Origin of the sequence: Pseudomonas sp. NPDC089554 (assembly GCF_050280645.1) — a bacterium.
GTDB lineage: Bacteria > Pseudomonadota > Gammaproteobacteria > Pseudomonadales > Pseudomonadaceae > Aquipseudomonas.
This window is the reverse complement of sequence record NZ_JBNNVR010000027.1, coordinates 1-15261: the sequence shown is the minus strand read 5'-3', so window position 1 is coordinate 15261 and position 15261 is coordinate 1. Positions and strand designations below refer to the sequence as shown.

Sequence of the window (15261 nt, the reverse complement as noted above, 5' to 3'; positions counted from 1 at the left end):
CAGTCAGTTAACACACCATTACCTTGATTGGTCGCAAAGCGGCCCCAATTTGACTGGCATTCGCCTAGCGGTGGGGCCTTTCAGGGTTGCCGTTCAGCCACTGCCCTCAGGGTCTTGAGTGTCACCATCGGTGCATCGATCACGAAGCGGTTGGCTACCCACCCCGGCACCGCGCCAGCGGGGTCGGCCTGGAGCTGATAGATAACCTCGGTGTCTTTGTCGCCCAGCGGGCGAAAGGTCCATTCACCTGCGAGCTGGCGCACCCGGATCAACCCAGGCGCGCTGGGCAGTTTGTCCGGGTCGGCGCTCAGGTGGCGTACCAGGGTGCCATCGTCCAGGCGCTCGCTGCGCACTCGCAGCACCATGTCGCGGGGTTGCGCCGGCCAGGGCAGGGCGGTGGTGATATAGACCCAGGTGCTGTCGCCGTCCACCTCCACCAAGCGCATGCTTTCGCAGGCATACAGCCATTTACAGGCGACGCGCAGGTTTTCCTGCAAATCCACCAGCGTGCGTACGCTGGCCTTGATGTGCGCTACGCCGCGAAATTGCTGGTAGGCAGAGCCGGGTACGTCGCTGAGGTACACATCCACGCCATGTGCCTGGCTTTCCAGGTGCCAGGCGTCGGCGCGCACGGTGCTTGCGATCGACATCAATATCAGCAGTAGCGAAGGCAGCAGGCGAGGCATGGGTGAGGCCCTCTGGCGCAGGGGTCTTGAGTATGCGCGGCAAAGTAAAAATATTTCGAGGGAAAGTGGGCGGGATGCACACATTTTTTGCTATTTCCGGCCTCGGTTTTGTTCTCGAGTGAAGCATCAGACGATACCTACACCATAAGGAATAAATGCCCGATGAATTGGCGCCTGTGAAATGGCTAGGTTGTTCCTTGCAGTGGCAGGGCAAGCCTGCCACCAGCTTCCAGTTTTTATCCAAGGACGACCACTCATGAATGAGCTGCACATGCTGGACCAGAACATCGCCTCACCTGAAAGCTGCCGCTGTGATGGCAATACCTCGCGATTCAATTTCACGTCCCGCTCCCAGTTGCCAATGGTCTGGGACAATTTCATCAGCACACCCTTCATCGCTACTTCCGTGGAATACCGGCAGCATGAATGGGTCCAGATTATCGGCCAGGCGGGGGTCGGGCCCAGTGTTCAGTACATGATTATCAATATTCCCCTAGGCTTCACCGATGGTAGTTATGACATTCACCCGTTTCCCGCCGACCCTACAAAGTTCGTGACGGTCAGCGGCATAATGGATTTTCAGTTCTCCCCGCGTAGTCAAACCGGGCGTGCCACGTTCAAGCGCGAAGGCGGGGCGCTTTCCGTGACGTTCGAATGTGGGTTCACCTTGGCGGGAAGGACGTACAAGATCAGCGCAGGCGACGTGAGGGTCTGCATTCCTGCATCTGTCTGATGTTTGCTGTTCATGCACGACAAAAAAGCCCGCTTCGGTTGAAGCGGGCTTTTTTGTCGACCTTGAAACCTTAGCGCTGCGGGTTCAGCGTCAGGTGCACGTGGCGGTTGACGTCCTTGTACAACAGGTAGCTGAACGGGCCTGGGCCGCCGGCGTAGCAGGCTTGCGGGCAGAAGGCGCGCAGCCACATGAAGTCGCCGGCTTCGACTTCGACCCAGTCCTGGTTCAGGCGATACACCGCCTTGCCTTCGAGTACGTACAGGCCGTGCTCCATCACGTGGGTCTCGGCGAACGGAATCACCCCGCCCGGCAGGAAGGTCACGATGTTCACGTGCATGTCGTGGCGCATGTCGGCCATGTCGACGAAGCGTGTGGTCACCCAGCGGCCCTCGGTGCCCGGCATCTCGATGACCGTGGCGTTGTCGCGGTGGGTGACGAAGGACGGTGGCACGTCCAGGCCTTCGACCTTCTGGTAGTGCTTGCGCAGCCAGTGGAAGGTGACGTTGGCCTGGCTGTGGTTGCGCAAGCTCCACTCGGCGCCCGGAGCGATGAACGCGTAGCCGCCAGGTTTCAAGGTATGGGCTTTGCCTTCCAGGGTGATGTCCAGCTCGCCTTCGACGATGAACAGCACCGCTTCCGCGTTGGCGTCCAGCTCGGGACGCTCGCTGCCGCCCTCGGGGGCCACTTCGACGATGTACTGCGAGAAGGTTTCGGCGAAGCCGCTGAGCGGGCGGGCGATGACCCACATGCGCATCTTGTCCCAGAACGGTAGGTGGCTGGTGACGATGTCACGCATCACGCCCTTGGGAATCACGGCATAGGCTTCGGTGAACATGGCACGGTCAGTCAGCAGCTCGGTTTGAGCCGGGTGCCCACCGTGGGGGGCGAAGTAAGAGGATTTCGACATGGACAGTCTCGACTTGTTGTTCTCTCCCCGTGCCGGAAGCCACACCGGCCGGTGCGGCGCAGGGGATGCAGGAACAGCATAGGGGCTCGCCGCTCCCATCCACAAATTAAATGTTGGAATGCCAGGTATTTGCTGGATGAATGCGAGTCTGACGTCTTTCAGCGACGGCGGCGGGCCAGCAACAGCAGCGACTGCGGCGTCGGCTGCTGTGGGTGCTGGGGTTCCTGCGCGCTGTTCAGATCGAAGCCTGCCATGTCGAGGGCCGCGAGCCAGCTGGACAAGGTGCGGAAATACCAGGGCATCGGTTTCCAGTGGCCGTCGAACCCGGCGAACGACTCCTCGCGCCAGCCATCCTGGTAGTCGCCTGCGGACACACTCCAGGGGTGCAGGGTCTGGATCAACAGCATGCCATCGGCAACAAGCAGCGCCTCGATAGCCACCAGTAGGGGAATGATGTCCTGGTGCAGCAGGGCGAAGTTGGCGCAGGCCAGGTCATAGCCCGTGCCGATATCGACCTTGGACTCAGACAATTGCGCGTAGGTGGCCAGGTGCACATGGGGCGAGCCTGCGGCGCGCGCCGACGCGACCAGGGTCGGATCACCATCGACCCCGACCGCGTCGATGCCGCGGTCGGCCAGTGCGCGCAGCAGCCAACCTTCGCCGCAGCCCAGGTCGAGCACGCGCTGGGGCTGCTGGCCGAGAATGGCCAGCAGGATGGCGCGGTCGGTGACTTGCAGGCGCGATTCGATACTGCCGCTGCGGATCGCCTCGATCCAGGCCTCGGCGTTGCAGTGCCAGCTTTGCAGCAGGCGCTCGCTGGGGTTGTGCATGGTTGGGCCCTGGCGCGGGAATGAGTTCAGCGTAGAGCATTTGCCCAGGCTTGCGTCAGCGCGGCACACTGGCGCCTTCGCAATGAGGAGCACGGCATGGCACCTTCGCATACCACGTTCACCTCCCGCCTGCTGGTCGATGCCGGCATCGGCCCGGGCATGCGCGTGCTCGATGTGGGCTGTGGCGGCGGCGATGTCAGCTTCCTGCTGGCCGAGCTGGTCGGTTGCGACGGTGCTTTGGTGGGGATCGACCAGTCGGCAGCGGTGCTGGAGCACGCGGGCCAGCGCCTACCGGCCAAGGGCGCGGCCATGCCGACCTTCGAGGCTTGCGACCTGCACGCCTTGCCGGCGTCCCTCGGATTGTTCGATGCCATCGTCGGCCGCCGGGTGCTGATGTACCTGCCTGATGCAGTCAAGGCTGTGCGTGGGCTCGCGCGGCTGCTGCTGCCTGGCGGGGTGATGGCGTTCCAGGAGCACGACAGCACCCTGGCGCCTGCAAGCCTCGATGCCTTCCCGCTGCACCGCAAGGCGCAGAAATGGCTGCACCGTATGCTCGAACGGGAAGGGGCAGACCTGCACATCGGCTTCAACCTGCACCGTATCTTTACCCAGGCTGGGTTGCAGGTAGACGACCTGCGCGCCGAATGCCTGGTACAGACGCCAGACAACGCCTATGGCCTGGGCCAGATCATCCAGGCCTGCCTGCCACGTATCGTCGACCTGGGCGTGGCCACGGCGCGCGAGGTGGGCATCGAAACCTTACAGGCGCGGCTGGACGCCGAGCGCCTGCAATCCCAGGGTATCTACATTGGCGATCTGGCCTTCGGCGTGATGGCGTACAAACCGTGATGGCGCCGAGCTATGGCGTTATACTCGCGGCCTGTTCGACTGTTATCCGAGTAAAACGATGGGTCTTTCCGCTACCGCCACACCTGAACCGCGCCGTCTCGGCGCACCCTTGATCGCGCTGGGCCTGTTGCTGGCCGGGGCGTTCTTTCTCAACCTCAATGCCGGTTTCAAGCAGGTACTGCTGCTGCTCGTCGGCGCTGCCCTGGGCCTGACGCTGTATCACGCCGCGTTCGGCTTCACCTCGGCCTGGCGGGTGTTCATCACCGAGCGCCGTGGTGCCGGGGTGCGCGCGCAGATGGTCATGCTGGCGTTGGCGGTGCTGTTGTTCTTCCCGGCATTGTCCGCCGGTAGCCTGTTCGGCACGCCGGTCACCGGGCTGGTGGCGCCGGCAGGTGTGTCGGTGGTGTTCGGTGCTTTCATCTTCGGTATCGGCATGCAACTGGGCGGTGGCTGTGCATCTGGCACGCTGTTCACGGTCGGCGGCGGCAACGCGCGCATGCTGGTGACCTTGCTGTTCTTCATCATCGGCTCGGTGACCGCTACCCACCATGCCGACTGGTGGTTCGCCTTGCCATCGTTCCCGGCCACCTCCCTGGTCAAGACCTGGGGCGTGGCCCCGGCATTGCTGGCGAACCTGGCGTTGTTCGCCGCCATCGCCTGGGCCACGGTGCTGCTGGAGAAGCGCCGCCACGGCGCCCTCGAAGCCCCGGTGAGCAGCGAGTACCAGGGCCTGCGCCGTTTCCTGCGGGGCCCTTGGCCGCTGGTGTGGGGCGCCGTCGCCCTGGCACTGCTGAACTACGCCACCCTGGCCCTGGCCGGTCGCCCATGGGGCATTACCTCGGCCTTCGCCCTGTGGGGCGCCAAGACCTTGAGTGGCCTGGGTGTCGACGTGGGCAGCTGGGCGTTCTGGCAGATGCCGGCCAACGCCAAGGCCCTGGCCGCGCCGCTGTGGCAGGACATCACCACGGTGATGGACATCGGTATCGTGCTGGGTGCGTTGCTGGCAGCGGGCCTGGCCGGTCGCTTCGCGCCGAGCCTGAAGATTCCACTGCCATCGCTGGTGGCTGCGGTGCTTGGCGGCTTGTTGCTCGGCTATGGCTCGCGTCTGGCCTACGGCTGCAACATCGGCGCTTACTTCAGCGGCATCGCCTCGGGCAGCGTGCACGGCTGGCTGTGGTTGGTGGCCGCCTATGCGGGCAACCTGATCGGCGTCAGGCTGCGCCCGCTGTTCTTTGCCGGTGAGCGTCGCGCGCCAGCCTTGAGCGGCTGCTGAGTTGGCCTGGTCCTGGCGTGGGTTACCGCGCCAGGGCTACGGTTTTTGTTTTTCCCCCGCCTGCCCGTGGGGCAGCAATGCCAGCGCCACGCCGCCAAGCACCACCAGCGAGGCCAGGCTCAGGCGCCAACTCAAGGGTTCCCCGAGCAACAGCACGGCACCCATCGCAGCGATCACCGGCACGCTCAATTGCAGTGTCGCCGCCTGTTGCGCACTCAACTGCCTGACCACGCCATACCACAGGCTGTAGCCCGCACCAGAGGCCAATACTCCCGAGCCAAGGGCATACAGCACGCCTTCCTGGCTGATGCTCAACGCATCGCTCGCCAACAGTAAAGGCGCTGCCAGCAGGGGCACGCTGCGCAGGAAGTTGCCAGCCGTGTCGGCCAGTGGGTCGCTGGAGCCCTTGCCGAGCAGCGAGTACGCCGCCCAGGCCAGGCCCGACAGCAGCATCAGCAAGGCGCCACTCAAGGGTGGTGCGTCGGCACCCGGCAGCAGCAGTGCCAGCAGCCCGGCGAAGGCGATCGCCATCCCAGCCACCACCCGCCGTTGCAAGGGCTCACCGCGCAGTACGCCGTAGGCGAACATGCCCACCTGCACCGCACCGAACAGAATCAGCGCGCCAACGCCTGCCTGCAATTGCAGGTAGGCGATGGAGAACAGCCAGGCGTAGGCCAGCAGTGCCAGGGCACCGGCCCAACTGCCACGCAGGCGTCGGCGCCGTTGGCCGAAGCCGACCAGGCAGGCGAGGAACAAGGCGCCGCTGCCCAGGCGCAAGGCGGTGAAGGAACTCGCATCGATAGCGCCGTCGCGAAGGGCCAGGCGGCAGAACAGGGAGTTGGCGGCGAACGCCAGCAGGCTCAACGCGACAGGTGCGTACAAAGCCTGCGCGGACAAGCGAATGCCTGGGGTATGGTTTTCGTGCATCGGGTCACCGGTAGGGCCTGGAGGCTTGCGAGCAAGCACGTTCGTCAGGAGGTCGTGCCCCGAGTCTCGGTAACTGTGTGGAAGGGAAGCAACAAAGATTTCGTGTGGCGGCGGGATAGTTTTTCTTGCTGGCAGAAGGGCGACTTTATCTTATTTATAACATTAGGATTTATTTATAAGCTATTGATATGAAAGGATTTACCTTTTATGGAAAATCTAGCAAGTCACTTTCATTTATGTTCATAAGTTACTGTTTTTGCTGGTTTATCGCTTCGCTACAGCATGCTGCGCACATTGCTCGAAATACGTCTTCTTGATCGCCGCGGGCTTGAGCTGCGAGCGGCTGTTGTAGGTCTGTTCAGTGATGCCGAATGCAGTCATGCGCATCCATGGCTTGGGGAACTTACGCGCTTGCAGCTTCTTGCGCGTGGCATACAGTGTCACCCCGGAAAGCTTGGCCTGCTGCGCTTCGGCGGCGATCTGCGAACCCCAGCCGCACACCTGGCGTTCGTTCTGGCTCAGGGCGCGGGCCTGTGCGCTGAAGGCGGTGGCGGCCAGCAGGCAGCCGGCGACAGTGGCTAGAAACATTCGCATGTTGCTGTCCTAAGCGTCTGAAGAAGAAGGGAGTTTGCCTTCGCTTGAAACGCCTGGGGGCCAGCAAATTGCCGCCAGTCTCAGCCCGTGGCTTTTTCCCGGCGCATCTGCGTCACCAGGGTGAAGCGGTCGTCCGGGTGCACGGTTTCCGACACCGCCATCAACGCCCCAGTGTCATCCCGATAGTGGCGCAAGATCTTCAACCCCGGCGCGCCTACCTCGGCCCTCAATGCGCGGGCCAGCTCCGACGACAGCAGCACCGCACGCACCTGCTGGTCGACCACCGCGATGGCCCGGCCGAAGTGTTGCTCGATCAGGCTGGCGATCAACTGCCCGGGCTGCTCGCGGGCCAACTCGATCACATCGCTGTAGTCACGCTGGGCATAGACGTCGGTCCAGCACAGCGGCGCGGTGTTGTGCTGGCGGTCGACCCGGATGCTCGACACGCAGAAATAGTGCTCACCTGGCACCAGCCCCAGCCGGCCTGCTTCGCTGAGGTCGGCGACGAAATGCCGGACCTGCTGGATCTCACGCTGCTGGGTTTCTGCCAGGTGGGCGAGGTCTGCCACCGTGGCCAACGAGTGCGAGTAGCCACCCCGAGGGCTGCTGGCCTCGACCCGGGTGCCGACCCGTTTACGCCGCGACACCATGCCCTGGTTGAGCAACTGGTTGATCGCCGCGCGCACCGTGTGGCGGCTCACCTCGTACAGGTCGCACAGCTCGAATTCAGTGGGCAGCAGACTGCCAACCGGGTAGCGGCCATTGGCGATGCCTTCCATCAGATCCTTCGCCACGGCGGCGTAGCGCGCTTCGTTCATGCCTTCTGTCAGTCCCGTCAAATGCACCGGTTGACAGTGTATCAGCGGCAGGGCAAGAATTATGTACGGACATATTAAATATGTACGGCCAATAACAACATTTCAGGATTCCTGCCCATGTCCACCACCGTTTTCGACTCCTCCTTGTTCCGCGACATGTTCGGCACCGCCGAGATGCGCGCGGTGTTCTCCGACCAGGCTTTGATCGAGCGCTACATCGAAGTGGAGGTTGCGCTGGCCAAGGCCGAGGCGCGCTGTGGCGTGATTCCGGTCGAGGCGGCGGCGCAGATCGCCGAGCTTTCCCGCTACCAGGCCCTTGACCTGGCGCTGATGCAGCACGAGACCGAGATCGTCGGCTACCCGATCCTGCCGCTGGTCGAGCAACTGTCGAAGCTGTGCGGCGAGGCAGGCCGCTACGTGCACTGGGGCGCGACCACCCAGGACATCATGGACACTGCCGTGGTCTTGCAGGTACGCGCCGCCCTGGCCATCGTCGAGCGCGACGTGCAGGCCGTACGTGGCCTGCTGGCCGAGCTTGCGCAGCGCTACCGTGACACGCCGATGGCGGGCCGCACCCATCTGCAGCATGCGCTGCCGATCACCTTCGGCTACAAGTGCGCGGTGTGGCTGAGCATGTTCGACCGCCATGCCGAGCGCCTGGTGGAGCTGCGTCCACGGGTGGAAGTGGGGCAGTTCGCCGGTGCCGCCGGTACCTTGGCCTCGCTGGGCGACAAGGGCCTGCAGGTGCAGGCCGCGCTGATGGACGAGCTGGGCCTGGGCGTGCCGCAGGCGACCTGGCACGTGGCCCGCGATGGCCTGGCCGAGACCCTGAACTTCCTCGGCCTGGTGACCGCGTCGCTGGGCAAGGTGGCGCTGGATGTGATGATGATGATGACCAGCGAGCTGGGCGAGGTGTACGAACCCTTCGTCAAGGGTCGTGGCGCCAGCAGCACCATGCCGCAGAAGCGCAACCCGATCTCGTGTGAATTGATGTATGCCGCTGCCAAGGGTGTACGCCAGCAGGCCGGGCTGATGCTCGATGCGATGATCCAGGACTTCGAGCGCTCCACCGGCCCGTGGCAGGCCGAGTGGATCGCCATCCCGGAGGCTTTCGCCCTCACCGCAGCCTCCTTGGGCCAGGCGCGTTTCATGCTTGCCGGCCTCGAAGTGCGTACCGAGCGCATGCGCCAGAACCTGGATATGACCCAAGGCCTGATCGTCGCCGAGGCGGTGATGATGGGGCTGGCCCCAGCACTTGGCCGCCAGGTCGCCCACGACGTGGTGTACGCCGCCTGCCGCATGGCCAACGACCAGAACATCAGCCTGCTCGAGGCGCTTCAAGCGCAGGGCGAGGCCACCGCGCGCCTGGAACCGGTCACCTTGCAGCGCCTGTGCGACCCGGCCAACTACCTGGGCCTTGCGCCGCAGATGGTCGACCTGGCACTGGCTCGCCCGGGCTCGGTCGCCCGCTGATAGGCTCCGGGGCCCGGCAGTGCCCGGGCCCCGGCTGAAGTTTCTACAAAAATAATGAGAACGCAGCCATGTCTACCCCTACCAAGAAACCGTTGTACAAGGACCTGACCTTCCAGGTCGTCGCGGCGATGCTGCTGGGCATCGCCTTCGGCTTCATCGCCCCGGAGCTCGCTGCCAAGTTCAAGATGCTCGGGGATATCTTCCTCAAACTGATCAAGACCGCCGTGGCGCCGCTGGTGTTCTTCACCGTGGTGCATGGCATTGCCTCGGCCGGCGATATCAAGCGGGTCGGCAAGGTCGGCTGGCGTGCGCTGGTGTATTTCGAGATTCTCTCGACGCTGGCCCTGGCCATCGGCCTGCTGTGGGGCAACCTGATCGGCATCGGGTCCGGGATGCACGGCGCCCATGCCAGCAGCGCAGCCTCGGCGGCGGCTAGCGCCGCGGTTGCCAAGGGCCATGCACCGACCTCGACCATGGACTTCATCTACGGCATTTTCCCCGACAACTTCGTTGGCGCGTTCGCGGGTGGGCAATTGCTCCAGGTGCTGGTGATCGCCGTGCTGTTCGGTTTCGCCTTGCTGGTGCTCAAACAGGAGCGTCGTGAAGTGGTCGAAGATGGCCTGAACCGCGTCTCCGAGTGCTTCTTCGAGTTCATCAACCTGATCATGAAGTTCGCCCCGCTGGGCGCCTTCGGTTCGGTGGCCTACGCGGTGGGCAGCAACGGCACGGCGGTGCTGATGTCGCTGGCCAACCTGGTGCTGATGTTCTACGTGTCGGTGGCGTTCTTCATCTTCGTGGTGTTGGCCATCGTGTGCCGGTTGTCTGGCTTCAGCCTGTGGCGTTTCCTGGTGTACATCAAGGACGAGATCTTCATCGTGCTGGGCACCGCCTCTTCGGAGAGCGCCTTGCCGCGCCTGTTGCAGAAACTGGAGCGGTTCGGTTGCTCGAAGCAGAGCGTTGGCCTGGTGCTGCCTACCGGCTATGCCTTCAACCTCGATGGCACGTCCATCTACATGTCGCTGTGCGTGCTGTTCATCGCCAACGCCTATGGCGTACCGCTGGGCTGGGAGCAGCAACTGGGCATCCTGGCGATCATGCTGGTGACGTCCAAGGGCGCGGCAGCGGTGTCGGGTGGCAGTTTCGTGGTGTTCGCCGCCACCGTTACCGCCATCGGCGTGCTGCCGGTGGAAGGCTTGGCGTTGCTGTTCGGGGTGTACCGCTTCATGTCGATGGCCATCGCCACCTGCAACACCATCGGCAACAGCGTGGCGACAGTGGTAGTGGCCAAATGGTCTGGGGAGTTCGCCGAGCAGGCGGCCCGCCAGGAATACCAGCGCGTGCTCGGACGTGCGCCAGAGGCAGCTTTGTAAACGAAATCCCTGGCTTATGTATGTGATCGTACAACTGCTTGCGCTATGATGTCGTTTCTCTTACCCAGCGAAACCTAAAGGCATGACAGAGCAGCAGGTACAGGCAAGGACCCGACGCAAGCCGCGCAGTCTGGCTCAGGAGCTGGTCACGGTGTTGACCGAGCGCATCCGCAGCGGCCAGCTCAAGCGCGGCGACAAGCTGCCCACCGAGTCGCAGATCATGGCCGAGGAGGGCGTCAGCCGCACGGTGGTGCGCGAGGCCATCTCGCGGTTGCAGGCGGCCGGGCAAGTGGAGACCCGCCACGGCATCGGCACCTTCGTGCTAGATGTGTCGACCACAGGCGGTTTTCGCATCGACCCGGCCACCGTCGTCACCCTGCGCGAGGTGATGTCGGTGCTGGAGCTGCGTATCGCTCTGGAGGTGGAATCGGCGGGCTTGGCTGCGCTGCGCCGTAGCGACGAGGAACTGGCTGGCATGCGTGCGGCGCTCGACGAGCTCAACGAAGGCGCCGCCCATGCTTCCGACGCGGTCTCGGCAGACTTCCTGTTCCACCTGCGCATCGCCCAGGCCAGCGGCAACCATTATTTCGCCGACATCATCAACCACCTGGGTACCAGCATCATTCCGCGCACCCGGCTCAATTCGGCGCGCATTGCCCATGACGACCAGGCGCACTACATGAGCCGCCTGAGCCATGAGCACGAAGCGATCTTCGAGGCCATTGCGCGACGCGATGGCGAGGGCGCGAAGATGGCCATGCGCATGCACCTAGCCAATAGCCGTGAGCGTCTGCGCCAGGCCCATGAGGCAGCCGAAGCGCAGACTGCCTGACTCTCCTGAAAGGGGCTGTAAAGCAGTCCCTTTATCAATTGTTTCGACCCTCGAAATAATCAATTGTGTGTCGTACTGATTCCCTGCGCGCCCTGAACGAGTGAGGATAGCTTCACCCTCCACACACTTGCGCAGGTGCCGCCATGAACAAGCCCCCGGTCAATGACACCCCTTCGGCCTGGCATGAAGGCGAGTTGCGCCTGCAAGGCTTCGTTGGCGCGGTCGAGCGCATGGAAGGCATCGGCAAGACCCAGATGGCCCGGGACTTCATGCCCGACCAGCATCGTGAGTTCTACGCGCAGTTGCCCTTCGTGGTACTGGGCAGCGTCGACCCCAACGGCGATGCCTGGGCCACCTTGCGCGCTGGCCAGCCGGGTTTCATGCATTCCCCCGAGCCCCGTCAGTTGGTCGTCGACTTGCCCCGCGAGCCCGCCGACCCGGCCGACGCTGGCCTGGAAGATGGCGATGGCGTCGGCATGCTTGGCATCGAGCTGCACACCCGGCGGCGCAATCGCTTGAACGGCAACGTGCGGCGCACCGGCGCCACAGGCTTCGAGATCATCCCCACCCAGGCCTACGGCAACTGCCCGCGCTACATCCACCTGCGACGCTATGTCTTCGACGACACCCCTGCGGGCCCGGTAAGCGAGTCATCCACGCTCGAGGCGGATGACCGCGCGATGATCCAGGCTTGCGACTCCTTCTATGTGGCCTCCTATGTAGAGCGCGATGGCGTGCGCCAGGTGGATGTCTCGCACCGCGGCGGCAAGCCAGGCTTCGTGCACATCGGCGAGGACGGCACCCTGACCGTGCCGGACTTCAACGGCAACCTGTTTTTCAACACCCTGGGCAACATGGTGGTCAACCCGCGTGCTGGCCTGGTGTTCGTCGATATGCGCAGCGGCGACATGCTACAGATCACCGGCAGCACCGAGGTGCTGATGGATGACCCCGATACCCTGGCCTTCGTCGGTGCCGAGCGCATGTGGCGCCTGCACCCGCAGCGGGTGATACGCCGCCCCGGCGGCTTGTCGCTGCGCTGGGTGGACATCGACGACGGTATCTCGCCCAACGCCACCATGACCGGCAGCTGGGAGGACATGCAGGCGCGGCTCAAGGCTGCCGCGTTGCAGAATGCCTGGCGCCCGTACCGGGTGGTGCAGGTGGTCGACGAGAGCGAGCACATCCGCTCGTTCCACCTGCAACCCGATGACGATGCCGGCCTGCCTGTACGCCTGGCCGGCCAGCACCTGCCGATCCGTGTGCCGGTTGCTGGCGAGCAGGCGGCGCTGGTGCGCACCTACACGCTGTCCAATGGCCCGGCGGATAACCAACTGCGCATCAGCGTGAAGCGCGAAGGCGTGGTCTCCACCCATCTGCATGAGCAGCTCAAGGTCGGCGACCTGATCGAGGCCAAGGCCCCGGCCGGCGCCTTTACCATCGACCCGCGGGTACGTCGCTCGGTGGTGATGCTGGCGGCCGGCGTTGGCGTGACTCCGGCGCTGGCCATGGCGCGCCACCTGGTGCACGAAGGCCGACGTACCCAGTATCGGCGCCCGACCTGGCTGTTGCAGGCCGCCTCAAATAAGTCGCAGTTGGCGTTCCAGGACGAGTTCGCCGAACTGGTGGGCGCATCCGCCGGTACCCTGCGCCATGTGCGCCTGCTCAGCGACGCCACGGGCGCCAAGCCCGGGGTGGACTTCGACCTCGAAGGCCGGATGAGTATCGAATTGCTGCGCAAGCTGCTGCCGTTCGACGACTACGACTTCTACCTGTGCGGCCCGCAAGGCTTCATGCAGCAGATGTACGACGGCCTGCGCCACCTGAACATCGATGATTCACGTATCCATGCCGAGGCATTCGGCCCTTCGAGCCTCAAGCGGCGCAAGAGCCAGGCGGCAGCGGTGGTGGAACTGGCGCCGGTGGCGGCAGAGTCGGTACCGGTACTGTTCATGGAGTCGGCCAAGGAGGCGCGCTGGAACCCTGGCGAAGGCTCGTTGCTGGAGCTTGCCGAACAGCGCGGCCTGGAGCCATCGTTCGGTTGCCGCGGGGGTTCTTGCGGGAGTTGCCGCACGCGCGTGCTCAAGGGCGCGGTGACCTACGCCGAGGCACCGGAATTCGAAGTGGCAGAAGGGGAAGCGCTGATTTGCTGCGCAGTGCCAGCCGCAGGGGTCGAGGTATTGCACCTGGACTTGTAAGTGATGCGGGTGGCCGTTGCCGGCCACCCGCAAGGCAGGCGATCAGAGCGCCGCGTCACTCCACTGGCCATTGACCAGGCGGCGCAGTTTCAGCGGGTTGCTGTCACGCAGCGCCTCAGGCAGCAGTGCCTGCGGGTAGTTCTGGTAGCACACCGGGCGCAGGAAGCGGTCGATGGCCAGGGTGCCGACCGAGGTACCACGGCCATCGGAGGTGGCCGGGTACGGGCCGCCGTGAACCATGGCATCGCACACTTCCACGCCAGTCGGGTAGCCGTTGACCAGGATGCGGCCGACTTTCTCCTCCAGCAGCGGCACCAGCCAGGCGAAGGCTTCGAAGTCCTCTGTTTCACCGATCAGCGTCGCGGTCAGCTGGCCACGCAGGCCGAGCAGGGCGGCGCGCAGTTGAGCACTGTCCTGTGCTTCTACGGCGACGGTGGTCGGGCCGAAGACTTCTTCTTGCAGCAGTGGGTCGGCGTCTACCAGCAGGCGGGCATCGGCCTTGAACAGCTGGGCGCGGGCCTGGCTGCCTTCCTGGGTTTGGCCGGCCAGGTGCTCGATGCCGGCGTGGGCGTGCAGGTGCTCCAGTCCACCAACGTAGCTGCGCAGGCCGCCGGCGTTGAGCAGGGTCTGGCCGGGCTGGGCGTCCAGTTGCTGGCCGAGGTCGGCGAGCAGTTGGCTGAACTGCGGCGATTGCAGGCCGATCACCAGGCCTGGGTTGGTGCAGAACTGGCCGGCGCCGAGGCACACGGAACCTGCCAGTTCACGGGCGATGGCATCGCCACGCTTGGCCAGCGCGCCCGGCAGGACGATCACCGGGTTGATACTGGACATCTCGGCGAACACCGGGATCGGTTGCGGGCGCTCGGCCGCCATGCGGCACAGGGCATCGCCGCCACGCAGCGAGCCGGTGAAGCCCACGGCCTGGATGGCCGGGTGCTTGACCAGCCACTCGCCCACGCCACCGCCGAACACCATGTTGAACACGCCTTTGGGCATGCCGGTGCGCTCGGCAGCGCGGATGATCGCGCAGCCGACCAGGTCGGCAGTGGCCATGTGGCCGCTGTGTGCCTTGAACACCACTGGGCAACCGGCAGCCAGGGCGGCGGCGGTGTCGCCACCGGCGGTGGAGAAGGCCAGGGGGAAGTTGCTGGCGCCGAATACGGCGACCGGGCCAACGCCGATGCGCATCTGGCGCAGGTCGACGCGTGGCAGTGGCTGGCGCTCTGGCAGGGCCAGGTCGATGCGCGCACCAAGGAAATCGCCACGGCGCAGCACCTGGGCGAACAGGCGCATCTGGCCGCTGGTGCGGCCGCGCTCGCCCTGGATGCGTGCGGCAGGCAGGGCGGTTTCACGGCAGACGATGGCGACGAAGCTGTCATCGAGCTCGTCCAGTTCGGCGGCGATGGCGTCGAGGAACTCGGCGCGACGGGCAGGCGGCAACTGGCGGTATTCGGCGAAGGCGGCGGCAGCGGCCTGGGCGGCCTGGTCGACTTCGGTCTCGGTGGCCTGGATGAAGCTGTAGGGCAGGGCCTCGCCGGTGGTGGCGTCCAGGCTTTGCAGGCGTTGATCGCCAGCGGCGCTGCGAAGGCCGGCGATGAAGTTGTGGCCGAGGATCTCAGGCATGGGTTGCTCCTGTAATGGAAGTGGAGGACTGAATGCTATCGATGGGCTGGTGAAATCCGAGCTCGCGGTTGGCGTCCAGCTCTATCTGGGCGAGCGGCGTTTGCATAGCCTCCACGCTCCCATCCAGCAGCGCGCCGAGGCGTTGCAG

Annotated in this window: 14 protein-coding genes; 7 read left to right on the top strand and 7 right to left on the bottom strand. The window is 64.5% G+C overall.

Annotated features, from left to right (window positions below):
* Window positions 1-80 precede the first annotated feature (80 nt).
* Window positions 81-686 (bottom strand): START domain-containing protein, encoded by a 606-nt coding sequence (locus tag ACQKPE_RS10850; RefSeq protein WP_427665665.1) that lies wholly within the window; start codon window positions 684-686, stop codon window positions 81-83.
* A 256-nt stretch (window positions 687-942) separates the two neighbouring features.
* Here ACQKPE_RS10850 and ACQKPE_RS10845 point away from each other — a divergent pair, with 256 nt between their 5' ends.
* The gene (locus tag ACQKPE_RS10845; RefSeq protein WP_427665663.1) at window positions 943-1419 is read left to right on the top strand and encodes a hypothetical protein; all 477 of its coding nucleotides are present in this window, start codon (window positions 943-945) and stop codon (window positions 1417-1419) included.
* A 70-nt stretch (window positions 1420-1489) separates the two neighbouring features.
* Here ACQKPE_RS10845 and ACQKPE_RS10840 read toward each other — a convergent pair whose 3' ends face one another.
* Window positions 1490-2326, bottom strand: a complete 837-nt coding sequence (locus tag ACQKPE_RS10840; RefSeq protein ID WP_427665662.1) for a bifunctional allantoicase/(S)-ureidoglycine aminohydrolase — start codon at window positions 2324-2326, stop codon at window positions 1490-1492.
* A 158-nt stretch (window positions 2327-2484) separates the two neighbouring features.
* Entirely contained in the window at window positions 2485-3156 is a 672-nt protein-coding gene (locus tag ACQKPE_RS10835; protein WP_427665661.1) for a class I SAM-dependent methyltransferase, read from the bottom strand.
* A gap of 96 nt (window positions 3157-3252) precedes the next feature.
* Between ACQKPE_RS10835 and ACQKPE_RS10830 the strand changes: the two genes are divergently transcribed.
* Window positions 3253-4005 carry a methyltransferase domain-containing protein gene (locus ACQKPE_RS10830; protein ID WP_427665659.1) on the top strand — a complete coding sequence of 251 codons (753 nt, stop codon included), beginning with the start codon at window positions 3253-3255 and terminating at the stop codon, window positions 4003-4005.
* Window positions 4006-4063: 58 nt separating this feature from the next.
* Window positions 4064-5278 carry a YeeE/YedE family protein gene (locus ACQKPE_RS10825; protein WP_427665657.1) on the top strand — a complete coding sequence of 405 codons (1215 nt, stop codon included), beginning with the start codon at window positions 4064-4066 and terminating at the stop codon, window positions 5276-5278.
* Window positions 5279-5314: 36 nt separating this feature from the next.
* On the opposite strand, the gene ACQKPE_RS10820 is transcribed toward ACQKPE_RS10825, so the two are convergent.
* The 3 genes from ACQKPE_RS10820 to ACQKPE_RS10810 form a co-directional block, all read right to left on the bottom strand.
* The gene (locus ACQKPE_RS10820) at window positions 5315-6205 is read right to left on the bottom strand and encodes a DMT family transporter (protein WP_427665655.1); all 891 of its coding nucleotides are present in this window, start codon (window positions 6203-6205) and stop codon (window positions 5315-5317) included.
* A 264-nt stretch (window positions 6206-6469) separates the two neighbouring features.
* The gene (locus ACQKPE_RS10815) at window positions 6470-6799 is read right to left on the bottom strand and encodes a hypothetical protein (RefSeq protein WP_427665654.1); all 330 of its coding nucleotides are present in this window, start codon (window positions 6797-6799) and stop codon (window positions 6470-6472) included.
* An 80-nt stretch (window positions 6800-6879) separates the two neighbouring features.
* The gene (locus ACQKPE_RS10810) at window positions 6880-7617 is read right to left on the bottom strand and encodes a GntR family transcriptional regulator (RefSeq protein ID WP_427665652.1); all 738 of its coding nucleotides are present in this window, start codon (window positions 7615-7617) and stop codon (window positions 6880-6882) included.
* Between the two features lie 117 nt (window positions 7618-7734).
* On the opposite strand from ACQKPE_RS10810, the gene ACQKPE_RS10805 reads away from it, so the two are divergent.
* The 4 genes from ACQKPE_RS10805 to ACQKPE_RS10790 all read left to right on the top strand — a co-directional run bounded on the left by ACQKPE_RS10805 (window position 7735) and on the right by ACQKPE_RS10790 (window position 13490).
* Entirely contained in the window at window positions 7735-9090 is a 1356-nt protein-coding gene (locus ACQKPE_RS10805; protein ID WP_427665651.1) for a class-II fumarase/aspartase family protein, read from the top strand.
* Between the two features lie 68 nt (window positions 9091-9158).
* Window positions 9159-10460, top strand: a complete 1302-nt coding sequence (locus ACQKPE_RS10800) for a cation:dicarboxylate symporter family transporter (RefSeq protein WP_427665649.1) — start codon at window positions 9159-9161, stop codon at window positions 10458-10460.
* Between the two features lie 82 nt (window positions 10461-10542).
* Window positions 10543-11292, top strand: coding sequence for a FadR/GntR family transcriptional regulator (locus ACQKPE_RS10795; RefSeq protein WP_427665647.1), 750 nt, complete (start codon window positions 10543-10545; stop codon window positions 11290-11292).
* 143 nt (window positions 11293-11435) lie between these two features.
* Complete coding sequence (locus tag ACQKPE_RS10790; RefSeq protein WP_427665645.1) at window positions 11436-13490, top strand: pyridoxamine 5'-phosphate oxidase family protein; 2055 nt, start codon at window positions 11436-11438, stop codon at window positions 13488-13490.
* A 42-nt stretch (window positions 13491-13532) separates the two neighbouring features.
* On the opposite strand, the gene ACQKPE_RS10785 is transcribed toward ACQKPE_RS10790, so the two are convergent.
* Window positions 13533-15113, bottom strand: coding sequence for an aldehyde dehydrogenase (NADP(+)) (locus ACQKPE_RS10785; RefSeq protein ID WP_427665643.1), 1581 nt, complete (start codon window positions 15111-15113; stop codon window positions 13533-13535).
* Window positions 15114-15261: the final 148 nt, after the last annotated feature.

Bases quoted from the DNA above. Each gene is read 5' to 3' on its own strand.
- ACQKPE_RS10850 (WP_427665665.1), bottom strand. From the start codon at position 686: ATGCCTCGCCTGCTGCCTTCGCTACTGCTGATATTGATGTCGATCGCA.
- ACQKPE_RS10845 (WP_427665663.1), top strand. From the start codon at position 943: ATGAATGAGCTGCACATGCTGGACCAGAACATCGCCTCACCTGAAAGC.
- ACQKPE_RS10840 (WP_427665662.1), bottom strand. From the start codon at position 2,326: ATGTCGAAATCCTCTTACTTCGCCCCCCACGGTGGGCACCCGGCTCAA.
- ACQKPE_RS10835 (WP_427665661.1), bottom strand. From the start codon at position 3,156: ATGCACAACCCCAGCGAGCGCCTGCTGCAAAGCTGGCACTGCAACGCC.
- ACQKPE_RS10830 (WP_427665659.1), top strand. From the start codon at position 3,253: ATGGCACCTTCGCATACCACGTTCACCTCCCGCCTGCTGGTCGATGCC.
- ACQKPE_RS10825 (WP_427665657.1), top strand. From the start codon at position 4,064: ATGGGTCTTTCCGCTACCGCCACACCTGAACCGCGCCGTCTCGGCGCA.
- ACQKPE_RS10820 (WP_427665655.1), bottom strand. From the start codon at position 6,205: ATGCACGAAAACCATACCCCAGGCATTCGCTTGTCCGCGCAGGCTTTG.
- ACQKPE_RS10815 (WP_427665654.1), bottom strand. From the start codon at position 6,799: ATGCGAATGTTTCTAGCCACTGTCGCCGGCTGCCTGCTGGCCGCCACC.
- ACQKPE_RS10810 (WP_427665652.1), bottom strand. From the start codon at position 7,617: ATGAACGAAGCGCGCTACGCCGCCGTGGCGAAGGATCTGATGGAAGGC.
- ACQKPE_RS10805 (WP_427665651.1), top strand. From the start codon at position 7,735: ATGTCCACCACCGTTTTCGACTCCTCCTTGTTCCGCGACATGTTCGGC.
- ACQKPE_RS10800 (WP_427665649.1), top strand. From the start codon at position 9,159: ATGTCTACCCCTACCAAGAAACCGTTGTACAAGGACCTGACCTTCCAG.
- ACQKPE_RS10795 (WP_427665647.1), top strand. From the start codon at position 10,543: ATGACAGAGCAGCAGGTACAGGCAAGGACCCGACGCAAGCCGCGCAGT.
- ACQKPE_RS10790 (WP_427665645.1), top strand. From the start codon at position 11,436: ATGAACAAGCCCCCGGTCAATGACACCCCTTCGGCCTGGCATGAAGGC.
- ACQKPE_RS10785 (WP_427665643.1), bottom strand. From the start codon at position 15,113: ATGCCTGAGATCCTCGGCCACAACTTCATCGCCGGCCTTCGCAGCGCC.